The organism is Dissulfurimicrobium hydrothermale, assembly GCF_022026155.1.
Classification (GTDB): domain Bacteria; phylum Desulfobacterota; class Dissulfuribacteria; order Dissulfuribacterales; family Sh68; genus Dissulfurimicrobium; species Dissulfurimicrobium hydrothermale.
Genome location: NZ_CP085041.1, coordinates 341,642 through 360,223, shown reverse-complemented (window position 1 = coordinate 360,223; position 18,582 = coordinate 341,642). Strand labels below are relative to the sequence as shown.

Below are 18,582 nucleotides of genomic sequence, written 5' to 3'. Positions count from 1 at the left end.
TGAAGAAACAAGTAATATTCGGGCTGGCGCTAATATAGGCGCATTGCTTATTATCAGTCATAAGACCACTGCCCAACAGGGGCCTCAAGAAACCAGCACCTGTCTTCAGTGCCATGGCAATGGAAAAAAGATGCAGGAGTTGGGCTATCCGGACTTCACCATAACCCAGGAGGCAGTGGAAAAGCAGACCGGCATGCCTGCAACATGCGAGATGTGTCATCAGGGGAATCCCAATGACAATACCATGGAGGGGGCACATAAGGGCATCTTGGGATTAGCTGTGGTTATGAAAAAGGGGATTGTTGCAGTGCCGAGGAGAGCTCAAGGGAGAAGACAGGGAATCCATCAAAGGTTTGAAGCTGAAAGGTGACTTTGTCGGCAACGCCCTTTTTCCAAGGGTAACCGCTGGGAATGGAGGGTCTGTGCTTAATCCAAGGGTATTTATTATACAATGGCATGACAAGGATATCAATACTATCGCCTTTAATCCGGGCATCGCTGAGAAGACCTGCGGAACCTGCCACCCGGAGGCTGTAAAAAGCTATATGAAGACAGCAATGGGCCTGGCCTTGACCCAGAGCCAGTATGCGACCTGGGTCGGCCCCACAGGTCCTCAGTCCTGCGGCCTCTGGACCGCGGCCACTGCAAAGCCCGACAATGACAGCTTTACTACCGGAAATATGGAGAAATACAATGCGGTCAGCACCGCCCATCTCGGCAAAGAACAGGCGTTCTCCAACCAGAGAAACTGCAATACCTGCCATGCAGGTTGCCTGGATTGTCACTACAGTCCTTTTAATAAAGAGGCCAGAGACAGTAAAGGCAACCCAAAAGAGGTGGGCGTTCATACCTTTTCCTTTAAACCTACGGTGCTTTCGTGCATGGGCGATGGCAGGGCCCAGATATGTCATGCAGGCCCCATGGAAAGACGGAGGGGAGATGGATTTATAAAGGGGGATTTTGCCAGGAAGGCTGTGGCTGACTTGCGGAACAAAAACTCAAAAAAATATATTGAGACCCCGGACATACACTTTGCCAAAGGCATAACCTGCGTGGACTGTCATGATCAGAATCACAAAACCCACAATATGGGGGATCAGATAAGGAGTCCCGAGCCCATGGAGTGTGCAAAATGTCATAAGCAAGAGGTATCCAGCCATAAGAAGGGAATTCACAGGAATCTCTCCTGCGAGGCCTGCCATACCCCCTTAGTAGCAGGCTATGCCTTTAACTTCTGGGCGCCTGGAAAAAAATTCGGGCTGGAGACCCCACTGGACAGGCATCCATTTTATACGGTTAATGCAATGGCCCCCATCATCCTTAAGGATAAGAAAGGCCAGTGGAACCCCTATCACATAGTCCCGCACATCTCAACCAATGTTAAGAAGGAGGAGATAAAGCTGACAGGGAAGCTCATCTTCAGGAACAAGCCGGATGTAAACATAAAGAGGGAATATCCGTCCGATGATGCCTTTGCTGTCACGGGAACCTATGAAGGCAGCAAGGATGAAGGCACGGTCATGGCCTGGTTGAATATCGACAAGGTCGCTCACGCGACAACAAAGGCCAGAAGCTGTAGGAGCTGCCACGGACCAGGAGGGGCGCAAAGGGTTGTTGTGGATTACAAATGGATGGGAAAACCTGATACCGCTTATAAAGATGTCCTGTCAGGCAGTTTTACGATTGTGGCTGACAAAAAGGGTTTGAGGATCGAGAACCTTTCAGGGGCCGATGGAAAAACGATCCCTGAGGGACTTAAGCCCCTGTCAGGCAAGTGGAGTTTAATGGGAAACTTTTCCATCCCCGAGATAAGAGATAAGAGGGCATACGCTGAAGAAAAAGCCAGGTACGAAAGGGCATTGAGCGGGGGTAGATACCATTAAAATAAACTATCGAGGAGGTGATCGGACTTAACAGGAAAAGATCAATCAAAATTCGTATATTTTAAGGCCTGGCTTGTTGGGCTGACACTAAAAGACAACCAAAAACATAAGGAGGTATTAACATGAGGCACAGGATCTTTTTGATGGCAGGTTTATTTGCATTTCTTTCCTTTAACCAGGCAGCCTTTACCCCTGTGGCGTATTCCCAGACTGCACAGGTGGCCCAAGGCCAGACAGCGGAGCCAGGGGCTGACTTTCAAAAGGCCCATGAGTCCTTTATTAAAAAGGATTTCAAGGCATCCGCCGCGGAGATACGAAAGGGTGCGGATTTTTTAAAGAAGGAGGCGGAATCTGCCGGTGATAAAGGTAAAAAGACCTTGACGGCCTCTGCCCGGGAACTGGACAAGCTGGCAGATTCAGTTGAAAAGGGGGCTGTAAAATCAGACAAGGAGCTGAAAAGTGCATTTTCAAGGGCTGAGCACGCGGTAGCCAGTAATTACTATGTCAAGGCGACCGATTCCTGGGCAAAAAAAGAGACAAAAGAGACCGGCGAGGCCCTTAACTCAGCGGCAGAGCATATGGAACAGGCTGCAGATTGGTCAGGCCATAAACTTAAAAGCGGCGCATCCAAGGCCATTAAAGAGGGGCGCGAGATCTCTGGCAAACTTGTCGAAGGCACGGGCTACGTACCTGAAGAGGTTGGTAATGGCCTTAAAAATATGGGTGACGCCATATCGTGGTTTGGTAAAAAAATCCTGCCCGGAAAGAAATAAGGTGCATATATCCTGGATGTGCATCATATCATGGGAACCTCTTTTAGAGGTCCCCTCAAGGAGAACCCAATGAAATTATACCAACTGATTGCGGCTGGCTTGCTGACGCTAATGATTCTGGCTGGCTGCGCCACTATCGGCATGGGGCGCGGAGAACTGATTGCCAAGGGGGGATCCGCCGAGCCCGTTTTGTTTAAATGGAAAAGCATGGACGGTGGGCTGTCCGGCACGATGACGGCCATACTGCCTGATGCTATATATACAGGCCGGTTCTTTCAGATTACCCGACAGGCGACGCGCGAGGCCCTTGTTCCGATGTGGGACGGTTGGAACGAAGGCTGGTGCGACTGGCCACCGTACTGGGGCGGGCCTTATCCTTATAGATATAGCGTGAGACAGTTCATTACGTACTATAGCGGAAAGGTAATCGCTAATCTTGAAACTAGCGGCGGACGCCATATGCGCTGCCGCTTCAATCTTGTCGATCCGCGAAGCGGCATGGCTGGCGGGGGGCAGGGCGAGTGCCAGCTATCTGGTGGCGGGGTCATTAATGCAACATTTTGACCCATATTTTGTCAGATCAGAGGCTGCACGGCACTACTAATCCTCCCTTTGATCCCCTTCTGTCGGGAGAGGGAAAAATAAAGGAGGCCTATCAAAGGAGGAATATGCAATTTCCAGAGCGGCTCCATGGAGACGTGGATTCAGAGCAGCCCCTCTCCCCTTGGGGAACAAGACTTGCCGGATATTCATGAAACTTGACAAAAAAAGGCCTCTGCGATGGGGCGGCTGAAAGAATCCGAGTCAAGTGCCAACCAAAATCATGCAAAGGAGATCGATTATGTCAAATGAAAATGCAGCGGTTGCAGTCTTTGATGCCCATGTCGATGCAGAAGAGGCTGTGAAGGAATTACAGAAGGCCGGCTTTGATATGAAAAAGCTGTCCATCGTGGGCAAAGACTATCACACCGATGAGCACGTCGTCGGCTACTACAATGCCGGTGACCGCATGAAGTACTGGGGCAAAATGGGTGCCTTTTGGGGCGGACTGTGGGGTATTCTATTCGGCGCAGCATTTTTCTGGATCCCTGGAATTGGTCCGGTTGTTGTAGCCGGACCGCTTGTCTCCGCCATTGTCGGCGGGCTGGAGGGTGCAGTGGCAGCCGGAGGGTTGAGCGCCCTTGGCGCGGGCCTTTACAGCATCGGTATTCCAAAGGACAGCATCATCAATTATGAGACGGTTATAAGATCTGACAAATTCCTGCTGATAGTCCATGGCTCCGGGGATGATCTGGCAAAGGCCAAAGAAATCCTTAAAAGCGTTGGCCATGAGCTGACTATTCATCACTGACATCCTCTCGGAATCCAAGTCAGGGGGGTTCTACATGAAACTTCCAAATTGGGGTATATATAAACCCTTCGGCTATTATGCCTTTACTCCATCTTTACTCCATCCAGCTGTTCCCTATATAAAACAACCTGCTCCCCATCGGAGGGGGTATGATTGAGCAAACGGGAACAACTATCACCGCCCGAGCAACAGGTCACGAAGAGATGAACCAGGCACTGGCAGGGCGGGCGTTTGGGGTGGAAGAGTGGCCTTTGGCCCGTGTTGAATAGATGATGGTGCCTGCGGCGGGGGCACGGGCTGCCCGGGCTGAACCGGCTGCTGAGATGAAGGGCTGGCTTGTTGCAGCGGACCTTGCGATTGAACGGATTGGCCTTCTGCCGCCCCGCCTTCCTTGGGCTGCTCGCCACCTGGTTGAGGTGGTGAAGGGGCCTCAGGTTTTATTTGAGGGGTCTGCAGGCCGACTGGAGCTGTCGCCCTTCGTTCGTCTTTTTCAGGCCCGAAGATGGCGAGATGGACACTCCTCCCCCTGAGCTCGAGATCTATCCCGTGGGGCGTTATGGCCGTAATACGCCAACCTTCCAGGGAATCCCCTATTTTCACAGGATGCGGCCTCTCTGCCTGGGCAGCCTGATTCATGGCGGGGAACTGTGGACCGGCCAATGGGAACACAGGATGACTTGTCTGGGGGGTGTTCACGGCCTTTATAAAGGCCTGACGTCTGCCGTTGATTATACTTACTCCATAGACCAGATAGCGATTGATCAGCTCCTGTTCACTGGCATACCTGGCCTTTTCATCAGCCTCATTCTGTGCGCCTTGGCCGCGTAATGGATCAAAGAGGTTTTCCTTTACTATGACATCATAAAGGCCGAGACCAGGCTTAGCACCGTTTGTATTTGATGGTCCAGCCATGCACAGTGCAACTGGTGTGATTGCCCCCAAAAGAGATAAAATGCATATAAATAGACTGCCTCTGTGTGCAGGGCCGGACATCATTGCTTCTTTGTCTCCGGACTAGCCTCCCCCGCAGGGGGGATGGGCTGGTTTTTTTTGGCATCCGGCCTTGCGGCAGGTCCTTCAGCCTTTGCAGGTACCTCGGCCTCAGGGCTGGGCGGCAGATTCGCATTTTCAGGCGTCGTCTGGACATTCGGTTTCGCAAGCGGCGCTTCAAGCCCTTTGCCTGAATCAGCCGCTTCCGTCGCCTTCGTCCCCAATCCGCTGATGCTCTTTTTTTTCAAAGCCTCCTTCAGCTCTTTCACCCTCTTGGAAAAATCCAAGGTGAGCGCATCAGCGTCCTCGCGTGTTTTGATAAGATAAGGTGTAATAGCGAACATGAGCTCGGTCTTGCTGGTCTTTACGCCTTGATCGCCGAACAAATGACCTAGAATAGGTATATCTTTTAAATATGGAATCCCTGAATTGCTCTTGGTCTTCTGTGTCTGTATGAGACCCCCCATTATGATGGTCTGGCCATCCTTGGCCACCATATATGTGGTGGCCTTTCTGGTCCTGAAGCTCGGGGAATTGAGCCCCCCGGTCTGCATGCTGGTGACTGAGCTTACCTCCTGTGTCACCTCCATACGCACCAGGCCACCGTCATTTATCGATGGCTTTACCTTAAGTATTATACCGGCGTTTCTGTACTGCACTGACTGTGTGGTCGTACCACCTTCGGTGGTGGTTGTGCCTGTAAGCGTTGGCACCTCGTCACCGGATTCTATCTTGGACTCTTGGTTGTCAACGGCAAGGATCGTCGGGCTCGACAGTATGTTGACGGTGGTCTTCTGTGCCAAGGCGCTGATCAAGGCCCTTAAGCCCCCTGCATTGTCGAAAAGGCTATATGTCAGACCAGTAGGGCCTGTGCCAAGCGGCGTATTCTGTTTCATAGTGGTGCCGTCCGTTAAGGCTACATCTGCATTATAGGTTGTACCACCGAAATTTAAGCCCTTGTTTTTAAGAAACCACTCAACGCCGTATTGGAAATTGTCGTTGAGCGTCACATCCACTATGAGGACCTCTATCAGGACCTGCCTTGGCACCACATCTATCTTTTTGATGACATCCGATATGACCTTATAGTCCCTTGGGCGGGCCCTTACCAGTATGGCATTGTTGGTCTCATCAGGGATGATCTCTACATCCCCCGCCAGCTCCCCGGTACCGCTTATACCTTCCGGCTTAGCAACAGCCGCCGGTTTTTCCGTCTTGGTGCGTTCGACCATGACGGTTTTGTTCTTGTCAGTTTTTGAAGCAGATGATCTTGATGCGCCCCTTATCCCATAGAGTTCATTCAACATATCTGCTATATCCTTGGCCTTGCCGTTCTGCACGAAATAGACATATACCTGCTTGCCCTTATCAGCCTGTCTCTGATCAAATTCCTTGATCCAATTCCCTACCACATCTAGGACATCTTTCCATTTTGTAACGACCAGGATGCTGTTTATCGTTTTGAGCGGCAGGATCTGAAAGGCGCTTTGATCAAGGCCTGCCCTGCCGTAGATGACTTTGCCCTGGATAAGTTTTTCTATATCATCATAGACATCGGTGACGCTTGCATTCTCAAGGGTAAAGAGCCGCCAATGGTAATCTTTGAAGATATCTGTATCTATAAAGGTAAGTATGCTGCCTATTTTGTCTATATTTTCGGCGGTATCAGAGATCAGGAGCGAATTTGTGCTCGGCTCGGGCACTATTACGGCACCTTGGGACAGGAAGTTCTTTAGATTTGAGGCTGCGGCCGTGGCTGACAGATATTTGAGTTGAAATATCTGGACTACGTCGCCCGGATTGGCCAAGGCATCTTTCCTGTTTATGACGATAGGGCCGGTCCTTGCGGTGTCGGGTTTTCTTACGACCTTGTAAAGGCCGTGCTCCCCCTTTGTTATGCCAAGGCCGTGTATCTGAAGCACCGAATTAAATAGGTTCAAAAGCTCATCCCTCGTGTATGAACCCTGTATGTGGAGCGACACCACACCCTTTATTGCCGGATCAACTACGTAATTAAGCCCCAATATCTGGGACAACACCAGGTCGAGCACAGGATAGATATCCATATTGTCAAGGGTGATGTCAATGGGCTTGCGCTCTAAAGGCGATGCGCCTGCAAATGGAGAAACCGAGGCCTGTGGCTGGGCCTGGGGCGCCTGCAGAGGTACAGGGTTGGGCGGAAGAGGAACGGCTGCCTGCCCCTGGGCGGGAGGGGGCTGATTTACGGACGGTGCAGCCTGGTTTTGTGCAGGCGCCGAGGCAGTAGGCTGTATCGGCATAGGGGGCTGCGCGGCTGCAGGTTGTTGCGGCCCAGACCGTGCCGGCGCCACCCCCGGAACGGCTACCGGAATGGATGGGCGGTCTATATGTTTGGACCTCTGCCTCGAATTTTGGTCGACGCCCTGCGCACCCTTCTGCGTCTGTCCTTTATCTTGGCCGAACGAATAACCTGCGTTGGATAACAGTGTAATTATCAAAACAATGCTGAATAGCCTAATGATATCGACTTTCATTTCCAATCCTATTATCTTCATTTTTACCCGCTCTTACGCCATGCTTGGCCTCATTCTTTGCCTTTACGGCACAAAGGGCGTCAAAGTCCATATTGATCCTGGTATATGGAGTCGGACCCTGTATTACCATTACATTGAGATTATTCAATCTGACCATCTTGCCTTCGGAATCAACCTTCATTAAAAACTGCACCAGCCCCTTCATGCCTGACTTGGTGATCAGACTTACAGTACCCAATGGATATTCATTCCACTTGCCACCGGCAGCCGCCCTATAACTCAAGACATCCATGCCGGCATCCGATGCCTTTTTTAGTAAGTCATCCTGAAGATTTGAGGCAACCACCTGCGGGTTCTCCCCTGGTATCAACAACTGCATAAACCTGGCCCTCTCCTGTTCGACCCGTTTTAGTTCCTCGTCTATGCTGCGCAGCCGTTTGATCTCTGCCTTGGTACCCTCTATCTTTTTTTTCGTAACCGCAATCCGGGTCGTCATCTCGTCGATCTTTCCGGTCGTTGGTTCAAACAAAAATGAATACCAGAATATTATCGCTATTATCAAGATCCCATAGCGCAAAACCGGACTTTTTGAGTCAAATTGCCATTCAGAGGCCTTCATTATCTTATCCCTTTTTGGTTTGTAAGGGTTATCTCCACAGAGAAGCGTTCTTTCTGGTTGTTGTCCTTCATAACCGGGGATGTGAACTTGAGTTCGGCACAAAACGGCAGCTTTCTCCATTCTGTGGTGACCTGAGAGGCTGAATTTCCTTCTGCCGTTATCCTGAGCTTGTCATCTTTAATGGTCAGGTTCTGTATCCAGGTATCCTGGGGCGTATTTACTGTAAGCAGGCGTAGAACATCGAGTGGACGCGGAAATTCGTCTTTAAATCGTGTCATCAAGGCCATCTCACCCTTTATGCCATCGACCTTTTTTTTGATCTCAAGAAGGGGCTTGAGTTTCTTATCCAGAGCTGCAAGCTCGGCTTCTCGCGACTTCAGGGCGATTGAATGCCCATAAAATTTAACCCCCAAGATGCACGTATTCAGCAGTATGATGGTCCCCATCGCTAATACAGCCGCCTGGAACGGATTGATGCGGAGGATAAGTGGTGGACGACGGGGCGTCTCTTGAAAGGATATCGCCGGGTACATACTGAGTCCGAGAACTGCGGCGCAAAGCCCCCAGCTGAGTCTCTCCTTTTTCCCGCAAAACCTGGATATCCCTGGTAGGGCGTGGCATGGATCTTGGCAGGACGTCGAAATCGAGCTGGATCCACTCGGATCTACAATATAGGCAGGACTGGGTATGAGCCTGAAGAACTTGGCCGGCACATAGGATGAGAGATCGAGAAGCGCCTGAGAAACATCCCTGCCTCCCTCAATCGGCAGGGTATAGACCCCTTCGCAGACTGTTTCTCCGTGCAGGGAAGTATACCAAAATCCGCCTTGCCTGCCAAGGACGACGCACGGGAAACCGGCCTTGCCTCGTCTAATGAGTATATCCAGTCCGACGAAAGCGGGTGACACAGGACCTAGAGACACCTTGTGGCCTGTCTCTGAAAACACCTTAAAAAGTGGATCAAGAACGGCACGTCTTATATAGGCAAGAAGGACTATCGTTTCGCCGTTTCTTTCAAAGGCATATTGATCATAATATATCTCCGACTTATCCAGGTGGGAATGGAGCTCTATGCCCAGTCTCACCGATTCCGCAGCCTCCGCCGGGATAAGCCGGGCCATGGCCAGCTCTCTAAAAAAACAATACCTCTGAGGCAGGGCTAGACAGAACCTTCGCCTTCGTGACGGGTTAAACGCCTGCAGAAAGACCTTGAGCTGATTATAAAAAGATCCTTGTTGACGACCAGGCCACTCCGGTATGTCAAAAGGCGCCCAACCTTTTGGTCCAAGCCTTAGGCCAAAGACCTGTGGATCATCTTCGTCTGCATATATACCTATTATCTCAGTGTGAAAAGCCATCTTTACCCGGCGTCTCCCCATATAAGACGTCTTCTTGATCAGAGCCTGCGCTCGCGGTCTCGGTCCAGTGTACTAGCTTGAAATTGGTGCCGCCCTGAACCGGTTGCCAATATATCCAATAGCTCATGCCGCCGATCTTGGTCTTAAGACAAACCACCTCGTGGGAGAATGGGGCGTTGCCAGCACCGGCTATGTGTCTCAAGGGCGGCGGCGCATACTCTTTTATAACAGTTCCGGTCTTGTTGTAAACTGTAAAAATATCCCTCAAACCGCCTTTCCACTCCAGATCCATCCCTGAGTCTTTGAATTCATAAGGGATGGGCCCATAAAACAGCTCCTGCGTAACACCATTTACAAGCAAAAGTTCTTCCAATGTGTGAAACGGGCCGTTGGCAGGGAGATAGGGCGGGGTCTTCGCAAGATAGACCTCATCCTCGGCCCCGTTTTCCCTTGGTATATTGTCGGGATCCCTCCAGTCCAATATCCCATCCACGATCTCGTCCGCGGTCGTCCCCTTGCCCAACAGTCCTCCAAGTGCCTCTTTGAGCTGTTCCTCGGTCGCATTATTCAGATCCAGCTTCCCATGTTCGTCCTCAAGGGAGAAGGTCACATCCTTTCCGCCGATATTTACCATATAAATGGTCCCATCCGGGATCAACAACCCTTTATCCCAAGCCTCGTCAGGCTTCATACCAGGAGGTGCAAGCCTTGTCGAGACAAGGAGCAGAAGGGAACGGGTTAGATATTGTGCATCAAGCGAGTCCCACACTTCCTGGCCTAGATTGCGCCTGACCCTGGACTGGACCGCATAGAAACCGGCTATCATGGTGAGAAAGGCCAGTGTCCAGAGGACCAATATCATCACGAACCCCTTTTGCCCCTTCACCTCTTTTTGTCTCCCTCGCAAAAAGGATCGGTGCACAGCATCCGGTAAGAGAGGCCCTTGTCCTTTGCGGTCCCCCAGGCCAGGACCACTATCTGCGGGACGTCGCTGGCTTCATCCCATTTATCTCTCCAATCCTTCGGATTTGCAGCCTCGTCTTGATCGGCGCAATAGAAGAACGAAATGGGCCCTGTACCGCTGACCTCGGAATATACCCAACCTTTGGTGATACTATCTTCGTTGAACTGCTCAGGCGGTGATTCGTTCAGTTCATCCTTTCTCGTTATAAGTCTCTGAGCATATATCAGTTCGTCTGAGTCGGCGTCGTATCTGTAGATTACATGGAATATACCGCCCATTCGGGAACCAAGGGGGACATAAGTGGTCACAAAAGAAAGTTCGGCATTGTCGCCCTTGAACATAGCGAATTCCCCGAGATCCTGCGACGAGGTACGGATCGCACACTTAAGCTGCCGCGCAAGGAGATTTTCTATGGAAGACTCAATCATAAGGGCCCTGTCCTCTTCGTGGCCCCTTTCCCATGCCATTAGACCCGCATGGATCGCCATGGAGAGTATGACCGTAATAACTGCCATAAGGGTTATGGAAATCAGGAGTTCAAGGAGCGTAAAGCCATTCCCGCTGCATCTTGATGTCAATTAAGACCTCCGGCAAAGGGCGCCTGCGCGCCTGGAGAAGGCTGATCCGCAGACTGCATGAGGCTTGCAAGTACAAAAGGCGCCCCGTTTCCGGGCGGGAATATCTTTAAGACGACCTCCACGAGCCCTGGTGTATCAAGATCCTTTTCGCCCATATCTTCATTCTGAAGCGTGACAGCCGCATCCCTTACGACAATACTATAAGACCAGCCCGGATGCCCCTCGACCTTGCCGGAACCGGCTGTGATTGACCCTCCTCCGTCTCCAAGGTCCCGAAGAATATCTCCTGCTATCTCTGCCGCCTCTCTCGCCTGATCTCCTCTGAAGGCCTCCCTATGGCCCATGGCTATACTTGAAAGGATTACGCCGAGCGCTATGCCGACTATGGCGATTGCAACGAGCACCTCTATGAGGGTAAAGCCGCTTGAGCGCTTCATGATATGTGTCTTGACTGTATTATGCCTAGAAATCGATCGATGGTAACCCTGTCGACGGAGCCATCGGCCCGTTTAAGATCGATCTCCCCGCCGCTCGAACTGCCGTCGGGGAAAAAATAGACTATATAGACGCCAGGCCTTGGTTCGCTTATCCCCTTGCCTTCCACTTTGATGGTCTCAGGGACATGTTCCGGGCTCCTGCCCTGCACAAAAAATTCCCTCTCGGGCCCATAGATTACAAAACGCACCACCTCGCCCCTGACAAGACTTGCGCTCCTAGCACTGGCGATCGCCTGTGTGAAATCTACAACGAAACGGCTCTCGTTAGACTTCAGCATCCCGCTCCCGACCGAGATAAAGACCATCGCACCTACTATGCCTATCAATACAAGGACTATCAGGAGCTCTACCAAGGTGAAGCCCTTACCGGACAGACGGCGACGTCCTGAGAGGACATCGGCGACTCCGTGGCGGACGGGGGCATGCCCGGCCATGACCGCCTTCCGTGCCGCAACACCATTAACAGGATCGTCGAATAGAGAGATGGCCGCTGCGTAAACAACGACCTGCAAAGGCAGCAAGCAGGTGTCCTTGAACGGTCTTTCAGAACGCGACATCGTTTATGCCGAATATGGCGAGCAGCATAGAGAGGATAATGCCGCCGATCACGATGCCCATGAACACTATTGTGATAGGCTCCACCAGGGAGAGATAGACCTTTGTGTCATGCTGTATCTTTTCATCGAAGTCATCAGCCACCTTCAGGAGCATGGCGCCCAGTTCGCCGGTCTCCTCTCCGATGCCGACCAGATTGACCATCAGGGTTGGAAAGAACCGTGACTTCTTCATTAGCTGACTGAAGCTCCTGCCTTGACGTACCCCTTTGTATATCTCGCCTATCTCGTCTCTTAAAAGGCTGTTCGACACAACATCACCTGCAAGAGATATGCCCTTTAAAATAGGGACGCCGCTCTCTATCAATGTTCCTAGAGTGCGGCAGAAGCGGGCCAGCTCAATCTTTAAAAGCATAGGGCCAGCAAGTGGGAGTCTCAATACAAATCCATCCCACCAGGCCCTGCCGTCGGGCGTCTTTATATACTGGCGGAACCCAAAAAATCCAGTGGCGGCTATTGAAAAAATAATCCACCACCACTTCTTGATGACAATACTCGCTTGAAATATGATCCTGGTCATAGTCGGCATGGGCTGATCCAGGTCGTCGAATATCTGTCCGAACTTAGGCACGACAAAGGTTATGAGTATCACTACCGAGAGTATCCCGACCAGCATCAGTACACCGGGATATATGGATGAAGTGACAATAAACCTCTTTATCTGCCTGGAGCGCTCCAGAAAACCGCCGAGCCTCTTCAAGACCTGAGGCAGCACCCCACCCATCTCACCGACTGTAACCATGTTGACATAGAGCTTGTTGAATATATCAGGATAGGCGGAAAGTGCGCCGGAGAGCCCTTTACCACCCTGGACGTCTTCCTTTATGGCAACTACGAGTTCCCGCGTGCCAGCTTGTTCAGATGAATCGGCTATAATAGACAAGGCCCTCTCTAGAGGGACGCCAGCCTCAAGGAGATCGCCCAGCTCCTTGGTGAAAAAAAGGACGTCCTCATGACTGAACCTGCGGCGCTGCCTGCCGAAGACGGCCTGGAGCGGCCTTATGCGCCTTATCTTGATGGGTTGCAGACCTTTTGACAGGAGCTGCGCCAAGACAGCCTCCTGGCTTACGGCCTCATCTACCCCCTTTATTCTCTGCCCGCGCTGATCAAGGGCCTCATAGGCAAAGCTTGGCATCAGTTCGTAACCCTCATTACCTCTTCAATGGTGGTCTGGCCGTCTATAACCTTTTGAAGGCCATCCTGTCTCAATGTGCGCATACCCCTTTTTATAGCTGCGGCAAGTATCGCTGAACTGTCGTCCCCATGCATTATGAGTCTCCTGATCTCATCATTCACCAACAAGAACTCATATATGCCGGTACGCCCGGAATAACCCGTGCCAGCGCAGTGAGCGCAGCCGGTGCCGCGCCATACGTTCGTAGGACATCTAGAGGGATCAACACCTAGGGCATGGGCTATCTCATCAACAAACCCGGGCGGCAGTGCATAAGGCACCCGACACTCCGGACAGATCTTGCGCACAAGTCTCTGTGCCATCACGGCAAGGATGCACGAGGAAAGGAGATAAGACTCAATACCCATCTCCTGAAGCCTGGTGATAGCACTGGCGGCGTCGTTTGTATGCAGGGTCGAAAAGACCATGTGTCCTGTTAGGGCCGATTGGACCGCTATCTCCGCGGTCTCGGAGTCCCTGATCTCGCCTATCAGGATGACGTCGGGGTCTTGCCTCAAGATGGTGCGAAGGGCAGAGCTGAATGTGAGCCCGATGTTTGCGCGGACATGAATCTGGTTTATGCCGTCGAGCTGATACTCTACCGGATCTTCTACAGTCACTATCTTTTTTTCAGGGGAGTTTATCCGGTTCATTACCGCATAAAGCGTAGTGGTCTTGCCACTGCCAGTGGGCCCGGTGACGAGTATCATGCCGTAGGGCCTAGTTATGACACCCTCAAAGGCTCCTAAAAGCCCTTCAGAAAGACCAAGGGCTGTAAGATCTAGCTTGACCTCTTCGCGGTTTAAAAGCCTCAAGACTATACTCTCGCCAAAAAGTGTGGGCAGGGATGAGACGCGGATATCTATATCCCTCGAACCCTCGCGCACCCTTATGCGCCCATCCTGGGGGAGGCGCATCTCGGCTATGTTCATTTTGGCCATCAGCTTGATCCTAGAGGTAATGGCAGGCTGGAGTTTTTTTGAAACGGTTTCGACGTCGTGCAGCACGCCGTCTATCCTGAACCTGATCGTCAAGTGATCCCTGAATGGCTCAAAGTGAATGTCAGAGGCCTTCACCTCAAGGGCCTGGCTGATCACGTGGTTTACAAGACGTATTACAGGGGCCTCGGAAGCAAGGTCTCGCAGCTGTTCCGGATCGTCCCAAAGACCTTCTTCTATCCTTGACTCGATGTCGTCATCGTCCTCTCCGCCAAGATCCACCTCTGCTTCATACCAGCGGTAAACAGCGGCAAGTATATCTTCTTCACTGGCTAGAAGCGGCTTTATAGGTCTTTGGTAGATATCCTTAAGCACCTCACGGAGGTAAAGGTCATGAGGCCTCGCCATGGCAAGCCTTACCTCATTTTCATCTATGGCAAGGGGGACAACGCGCCACTGCTTCATGAGACGAGGCGGCAGGCCGTTTACGAGCGGCGGTCTCTCAGGAAAATCACCCTGACCAGCCCGCGGGAATTCAGGTAAAGGGCGTTCGCCCTCTCCCCCTGATTCCCTTTCGGCCCCATCCACAGACAGGTCTCCGCCATGGGGGATAAAGCCGCTCTTTTGCAAGAGCCTTTCTATCTTTTCTTTACCGCCATTCAAAAAGGTATTAAATTGACCGGCAATGGATTTAATATCCATACTTATTGCCAGCTTGTGATGTCGGCGTCTTCCCCTTCACCGCCTGGCTGCCCATCCCTGCCGTAGCTTATGATGTCGTAGTCTCCATGCTCACCGGGGCAGCGATAGACATAGTCATGGCCCCACGGGTCTTTTGGTATCGGCTTGGGAAGATAAGGGCCATTCCATGTATCAAGGCCGGGCGGTTTTTCTCTCAAGGCCTTAAGGCCCTCTTCGGTGGTTGGATAACGCCCGTTGTCGAGCCTGAAGGCGTCAAGGGCCTCGCCGAACAACTCTATCTGGGCCTTTGCAGTCTTCTCTTTACTGGCTGCAAGTTTACCGAAAAATTTCGGCGCAACGAGCGAGGCCAAAAGCCCTATAATAATGACGACGACCAGGAGTTCTATCAGGGTAAAACCTGTTTGCCTATTTTTTTGAATTCGAGACTTCGCTCCCCACAAGGAGACACCTCCAAAATTTAGGATCTTAATTGGATATATATAACACCTATTGGGCTTACAAAAAAGAGGAGTCCGAAGTATCTGACCGAATAGGACGCCAAACCTGAGATCTCACCGCCGGCACAGGTCCATACGAAAGGAGCGCCCACAATCATAACCGCGCCCGCAATACCCTTGGCAAGATGCAGCATCATACCCAAATAACGATTTGAAGTCTTTAAATAAGATAAGGACATCCTTTTCGACATCCATGGGGGTGCCTCGGTGCATCATGACACGCGATCGGCGTATCAGCGGCGGATAGTGTGATACCTAATACGCATTTCAGTACGTGTTGTGCCGTTTCAAGCGCCTTTCTTGCATACGCCTTGCAGCAGCTCGGGCCCGTCAGGTCACGTATGGCGGCCGAAATCTCACAGACTGCATCCATCGTCAGCCTTTGTTCCCGATCCGTTCCGCATTTTGAACCCAAGATAACAGCAAAGCATGCCCCAAGCGCTGGGGTGATCCCACAGACGCCAGTCAGCCCGCAGTAGCCCCCTACAGCCTGTCGCCCAGTCCTCAAAAAGACCTCTTCCATTGTAGAGTCCGTCACGTTCAACGTCCCTTCATTTTTTATGGCGGCGATAAATGCCCCGGCGGCGATAAATGCCCCGGCGGCCATAAAGGCATGGTGACACCCCAGCATGGGGACGCCTGAAAACCGGAGCATCTCTTCGAATATCCCAATCGGATCCGTTGAATCTGTAGAGGAGCAAACCTGCTTTATAAGTCCTACGGCGTAATTATTGTGGCATATATCGCATATATAATGCCTATTCGGGCAGACAACGTGGGTTACAAAATCTTTCCCACAGCAGGAGCATTCGACCGTCTTGCCGGTTGTCAGATACTCAAGTGGGGCACCGCACAACATGCAATTTTCTCCCTGTGCGGCATACTTGACAGCAGAGGTGTCGTTATCTGTAGCCTGACCAGGCTGGTTGACAGATGGCAATCAACAGATTTGGGCATTTCTGTCGAGTATGTCCATAATTCGACTTTCCAATGCCTACAGGCCGCAGGCTTAGTAGGAGATAAAAATCATCCGCGATGTAATGCGGCCCTGGCTTCAATTTATAAAAGGCGGACAAGACGACCAATCAGCCGTCGTCTTCAATGCCTGAATTGTCTTTTATGATATCTTTTACGTTTTCTAACGTATAGAGGACATCATGTATAGTAACTTGCGGGTTTTCTTCACAAAAATCATCGACAACCGATAGTATGCGCTCTGTAAGGTCTTCGAATTGCTCAACTGTAAGGTTTGTCGCAGGCTCGTTTGACATCAACTGGTCAAGATCGATGCCATAGCCTCTGAGGAGCTCCTCTTTGAGGCTTTCAAGCCTACGGGTCCGCCCGATATAAGAGCGTTTTACATCTTTAATGTTTACTACTTTTGCCATGTGACCCCTCGACAGGCCTATAATACAAAACTTAAATTCATGCCGTTGTTTTAGTAATTTTACGGAAAAACAGTATGAAATGCAAGGTGTTTTCCATTATATTTTTATTTCTAGGCTGCATGACCTCATTTCTTCTTGACAGATCAATAAAAATCAATAATGATTCCGGCAAAAAATATTCTAAGCGTAAAGGCGGTGTAGCTCAGCTGGTCAGAGCATGCGGCTCATATCCGCAGTGTCCGGGGTTCAAGTCCCTGCACCGCCAAAAAATAAATCAACTGCCGGCCAAAAAAACGAGCAGCCTATATATCAAGGCCGCTAATTTTAAAAAATATGAACCTTCTTTTTAACGCCCTGGGGATCCTTCTTATAGTGGAAGGCATCCCGTATTTTGCCTTCCCCGAAAAGATGCAGGAAATCATGCGCGAGGCAGAAAAGATGCCGCCGGCCACGCTTCGCTGGTTTGGGTTCGCAAGCATGATCGTCGGGCTCGGCATCTGCTATCTAGTTCAAAAGACAGATCCCTTTTAATTCCCCACCTTACATGCCAGTCAGCTTTAAATTGGAAGATTACGACTACAATTTACCTGGGCATTTGATAGCAAAACACCCGGCAAGGCAGCGAGATGCATCGAGACTCATGGTGCTCGATCGGGCAGGACGTTCGATAACCCATAGCTCATTCAGCAGGCTGGAGGAGTACCTAAGGCCGGGGGATTGTCTGGTATTAAACAACACCCGCGTCTTCCCGGCGCGGGTCAAAGCTAGAAAGGCAACAGGAGGAGCGGTCGAATTCCTCCTGTTGCACTTCCCTGTCATGCAGACCGAGGGCAGGGCAAGGGCTACGGCGCTGTCGCGTTCGTCAAAACCCTTGAGGTCTGGTCAAAAGGTGAGTTGCCGTGGTATTTTGGACATATCTATATTGGATATACTGCCGGAAAATCATGTTGAGATAGAACTCGCATTTCAGGGCGATCTCAAGACAGCGCTCAGCCTGTGCGGCGAAACGCCGCTTCCTCCGTATATAAAACGAGACGAAGTGCCGTCTGATATGGAAGACTATCAAACGGTCTACGCTAAGGAGACAGGGTCGGTTGCAGCGCCTACAGCAGGCCTGCACTTCACACAGGGTCAACTCGAACGTATTGAAGACATGGGGGTCGTCATGGCATGGATCACTCTCCATGTGGGCTACGGCACATTTGCCCCTGTCAGGACGCCCGACATACGTGAACACAAGATACACGCCGAATGGGTCAAGATCCCGCAGGATACGATCGATAAAATGGCCGCGGCAAAGAAAAACGGCGGGCGCATTGTAGCGGTAGGAACCACATCTGTAAGGGCGCTGGAGGCATCGTCATCCTGCGACGGAACGCCCAGGGCCTTTGAGGGGCTGTGCGACCTCTATATAGTACCTGGATATGAATTCAAGGTGGTGGACGCCATGATTACGAATTTCCATCTCCCGCGATCATCCCTGCTCATCTTGGTCTCGGCATTCGCAGACAGACTTGAGGTCCTAAGGGCTTATGGCGAGGCCATAAAGGCAGGATACAGGTTCTACAGCTATGGGGATGCGATGTTCATCGTCTAATAGAATCAGGGGTGATCTCCCCAGCGTCCAGTGATACCACAACCAGATCCAAACACAGGATTTAAACGATTTGACAGCCCCAACACTTAAAAAAAGAAACTATTTAGCCCTTGCAGAAACTCATTGGAATTTTCAGGGAACGGATT

Annotated in this window: 20 protein-coding genes and 1 tRNA gene; 8 read left to right on the top strand and 13 right to left on the bottom strand. The window is 51.2% G+C overall.

From position 1 onward, the window contains the following. The first annotated feature begins 43 nt into the window (after positions 1-43). From LGS26_RS01755 to LGS26_RS01735, 5 genes are all read left to right on the top strand, one after another. On the top strand, positions 44-370 hold the full coding sequence (locus tag LGS26_RS01755; protein WP_237888952.1) for a hypothetical protein: 327 nt from the start codon (positions 44-46) through the stop codon (positions 368-370). Beyond that, positions 303-1,883 (top strand): cytochrome c3 family protein, encoded by a 1,581-nt coding sequence (locus LGS26_RS01750; protein ID WP_237888951.1) that lies wholly within the window; start codon positions 303-305, stop codon positions 1,881-1,883. Before LGS26_RS01755 ends, LGS26_RS01750 begins: the two co-directional genes overlap by 68 nt. A 122-nt stretch (positions 1,884-2,005) precedes the next feature. Then, the gene (locus tag LGS26_RS01745) at positions 2,006-2,656 is read left to right on the top strand and encodes a hypothetical protein (protein WP_237888950.1); all 651 of its coding nucleotides are present in this window, start codon (positions 2,006-2,008) and stop codon (positions 2,654-2,656) included. 69 nt (positions 2,657-2,725) lie between these two features. Then, a complete protein-coding gene (locus LGS26_RS01740) occupies positions 2,726-3,220 on the top strand; it encodes a hypothetical protein (protein ID WP_237888949.1) in 495 nt (164 codons plus the stop codon). A 277-nt stretch (positions 3,221-3,497) separates the two neighbouring features. Then, entirely contained in the window at positions 3,498-4,007 is a 510-nt protein-coding gene (locus LGS26_RS01735) for a general stress protein (protein ID WP_237888948.1), read from the top strand. A 174-nt stretch (positions 4,008-4,181) separates the two neighbouring features. On the opposite strand, the gene LGS26_RS01730 is transcribed toward LGS26_RS01735, so the two are convergent. The 13 genes from LGS26_RS01730 to LGS26_RS01670 all read right to left on the bottom strand — a co-directional run bounded on the left by LGS26_RS01730 (position 4,182) and on the right by LGS26_RS01670 (position 16,839). Beyond that, positions 4,182-4,919 carry a hypothetical protein gene (locus tag LGS26_RS01730; RefSeq protein ID WP_237888947.1) on the bottom strand — a complete coding sequence of 246 codons (738 nt, stop codon included), beginning with the start codon at positions 4,917-4,919 and terminating at the stop codon, positions 4,182-4,184. An 80-nt stretch (positions 4,920-4,999) separates the two neighbouring features. After that, positions 5,000-7,531: a type II secretion system secretin GspD gene (gspD, locus tag LGS26_RS01725; protein ID WP_237888946.1), complete on the bottom strand. Its 2,532-nt coding sequence runs from the start codon at positions 7,529-7,531 to the stop codon at positions 5,000-5,002. Next, positions 7,491-8,129, bottom strand: coding sequence for a GspMb/PilO family protein (locus tag LGS26_RS01720; protein ID WP_237888945.1), 639 nt, complete (start codon positions 8,127-8,129; stop codon positions 7,491-7,493). Before LGS26_RS01720 ends, gspD begins: the two co-directional genes overlap by 41 nt. Beyond that, a complete protein-coding gene (locus tag LGS26_RS01715; RefSeq protein WP_237888944.1) occupies positions 8,129-9,487 on the bottom strand; it encodes a PilN domain-containing protein in 1,359 nt (452 codons plus the stop codon). Before LGS26_RS01715 ends, LGS26_RS01720 begins: the two co-directional genes overlap by 1 nt. Further along, positions 9,471-10,373 (bottom strand): type II secretion system minor pseudopilin, encoded by a 903-nt coding sequence (locus LGS26_RS01710; RefSeq protein WP_237888943.1) that lies wholly within the window; start codon positions 10,371-10,373, stop codon positions 9,471-9,473. The genes LGS26_RS01715 and LGS26_RS01710 overlap by 17 nt, the downstream gene beginning before the upstream one ends. Then, positions 10,370-11,029, bottom strand: a complete 660-nt coding sequence (locus LGS26_RS01705) for a PulJ/GspJ family protein (protein ID WP_237888942.1) — start codon at positions 11,027-11,029, stop codon at positions 10,370-10,372. The genes LGS26_RS01710 and LGS26_RS01705 overlap by 4 nt, the downstream gene beginning before the upstream one ends. Beyond that, positions 11,026-11,466, bottom strand: a complete 441-nt coding sequence (locus LGS26_RS01700) for a type II secretion system protein (protein WP_237888941.1) — start codon at positions 11,464-11,466, stop codon at positions 11,026-11,028. Before LGS26_RS01700 ends, LGS26_RS01705 begins: the two co-directional genes overlap by 4 nt. Next, a complete protein-coding gene (locus LGS26_RS01695) occupies positions 11,463-12,083 on the bottom strand; it encodes a prepilin-type N-terminal cleavage/methylation domain-containing protein (RefSeq protein WP_237888940.1) in 621 nt (206 codons plus the stop codon). Before LGS26_RS01695 ends, LGS26_RS01700 begins: the two co-directional genes overlap by 4 nt. Further along, a complete protein-coding gene (locus LGS26_RS01690) occupies positions 12,070-13,275 on the bottom strand; it encodes a type II secretion system F family protein (RefSeq protein WP_237888939.1) in 1,206 nt (401 codons plus the stop codon). Before LGS26_RS01690 ends, LGS26_RS01695 begins: the two co-directional genes overlap by 14 nt. Beyond that, the gene (gene gspE / locus LGS26_RS01685) at positions 13,275-14,954 is read right to left on the bottom strand and encodes a type II secretion system ATPase GspE (RefSeq protein WP_237888938.1); all 1,680 of its coding nucleotides are present in this window, start codon (positions 14,952-14,954) and stop codon (positions 13,275-13,277) included. The genes LGS26_RS01690 and gspE overlap by 1 nt, the downstream gene beginning before the upstream one ends. A 2-nt stretch (positions 14,955-14,956) precedes the next feature. Continuing rightward, the gene (gspG, locus tag LGS26_RS01680; RefSeq protein ID WP_237888937.1) at positions 14,957-15,394 is read right to left on the bottom strand and encodes a type II secretion system major pseudopilin GspG; all 438 of its coding nucleotides are present in this window, start codon (positions 15,392-15,394) and stop codon (positions 14,957-14,959) included. 217 nt (positions 15,395-15,611) lie between these two features. Beyond that, on the bottom strand, positions 15,612-16,310 hold the full coding sequence (locus LGS26_RS01675) for a DUF5714 domain-containing protein (RefSeq protein WP_237888936.1): 699 nt from the start codon (positions 16,308-16,310) through the stop codon (positions 15,612-15,614). 226 nt (positions 16,311-16,536) lie between these two features. Further along, positions 16,537-16,839, bottom strand: coding sequence for a hypothetical protein (locus LGS26_RS01670; protein WP_237888935.1), 303 nt, complete (start codon positions 16,837-16,839; stop codon positions 16,537-16,539). A 191-nt stretch (positions 16,840-17,030) separates the two neighbouring features. On the opposite strand from LGS26_RS01670, the gene LGS26_RS01665 reads away from it, so the two are divergent. From LGS26_RS01665 to queA, 3 genes are all read left to right on the top strand, one after another. Then, positions 17,031-17,104 (top strand) — tRNA-Met (locus LGS26_RS01665). A 68-nt stretch (positions 17,105-17,172) separates the two neighbouring features. After that, positions 17,173-17,370, top strand: a complete 198-nt coding sequence (locus LGS26_RS01660) for a DUF2065 domain-containing protein (RefSeq protein WP_237888934.1) — start codon at positions 17,173-17,175, stop codon at positions 17,368-17,370. Positions 17,371-17,401: 31 nt separating this feature from the next. Next, complete coding sequence (queA, locus tag LGS26_RS01655; protein WP_237888933.1) at positions 17,402-18,436, top strand: tRNA preQ1(34) S-adenosylmethionine ribosyltransferase-isomerase QueA; 1,035 nt, start codon at positions 17,402-17,404, stop codon at positions 18,434-18,436. Positions 18,437-18,582 lie beyond the last annotated feature (146 nt).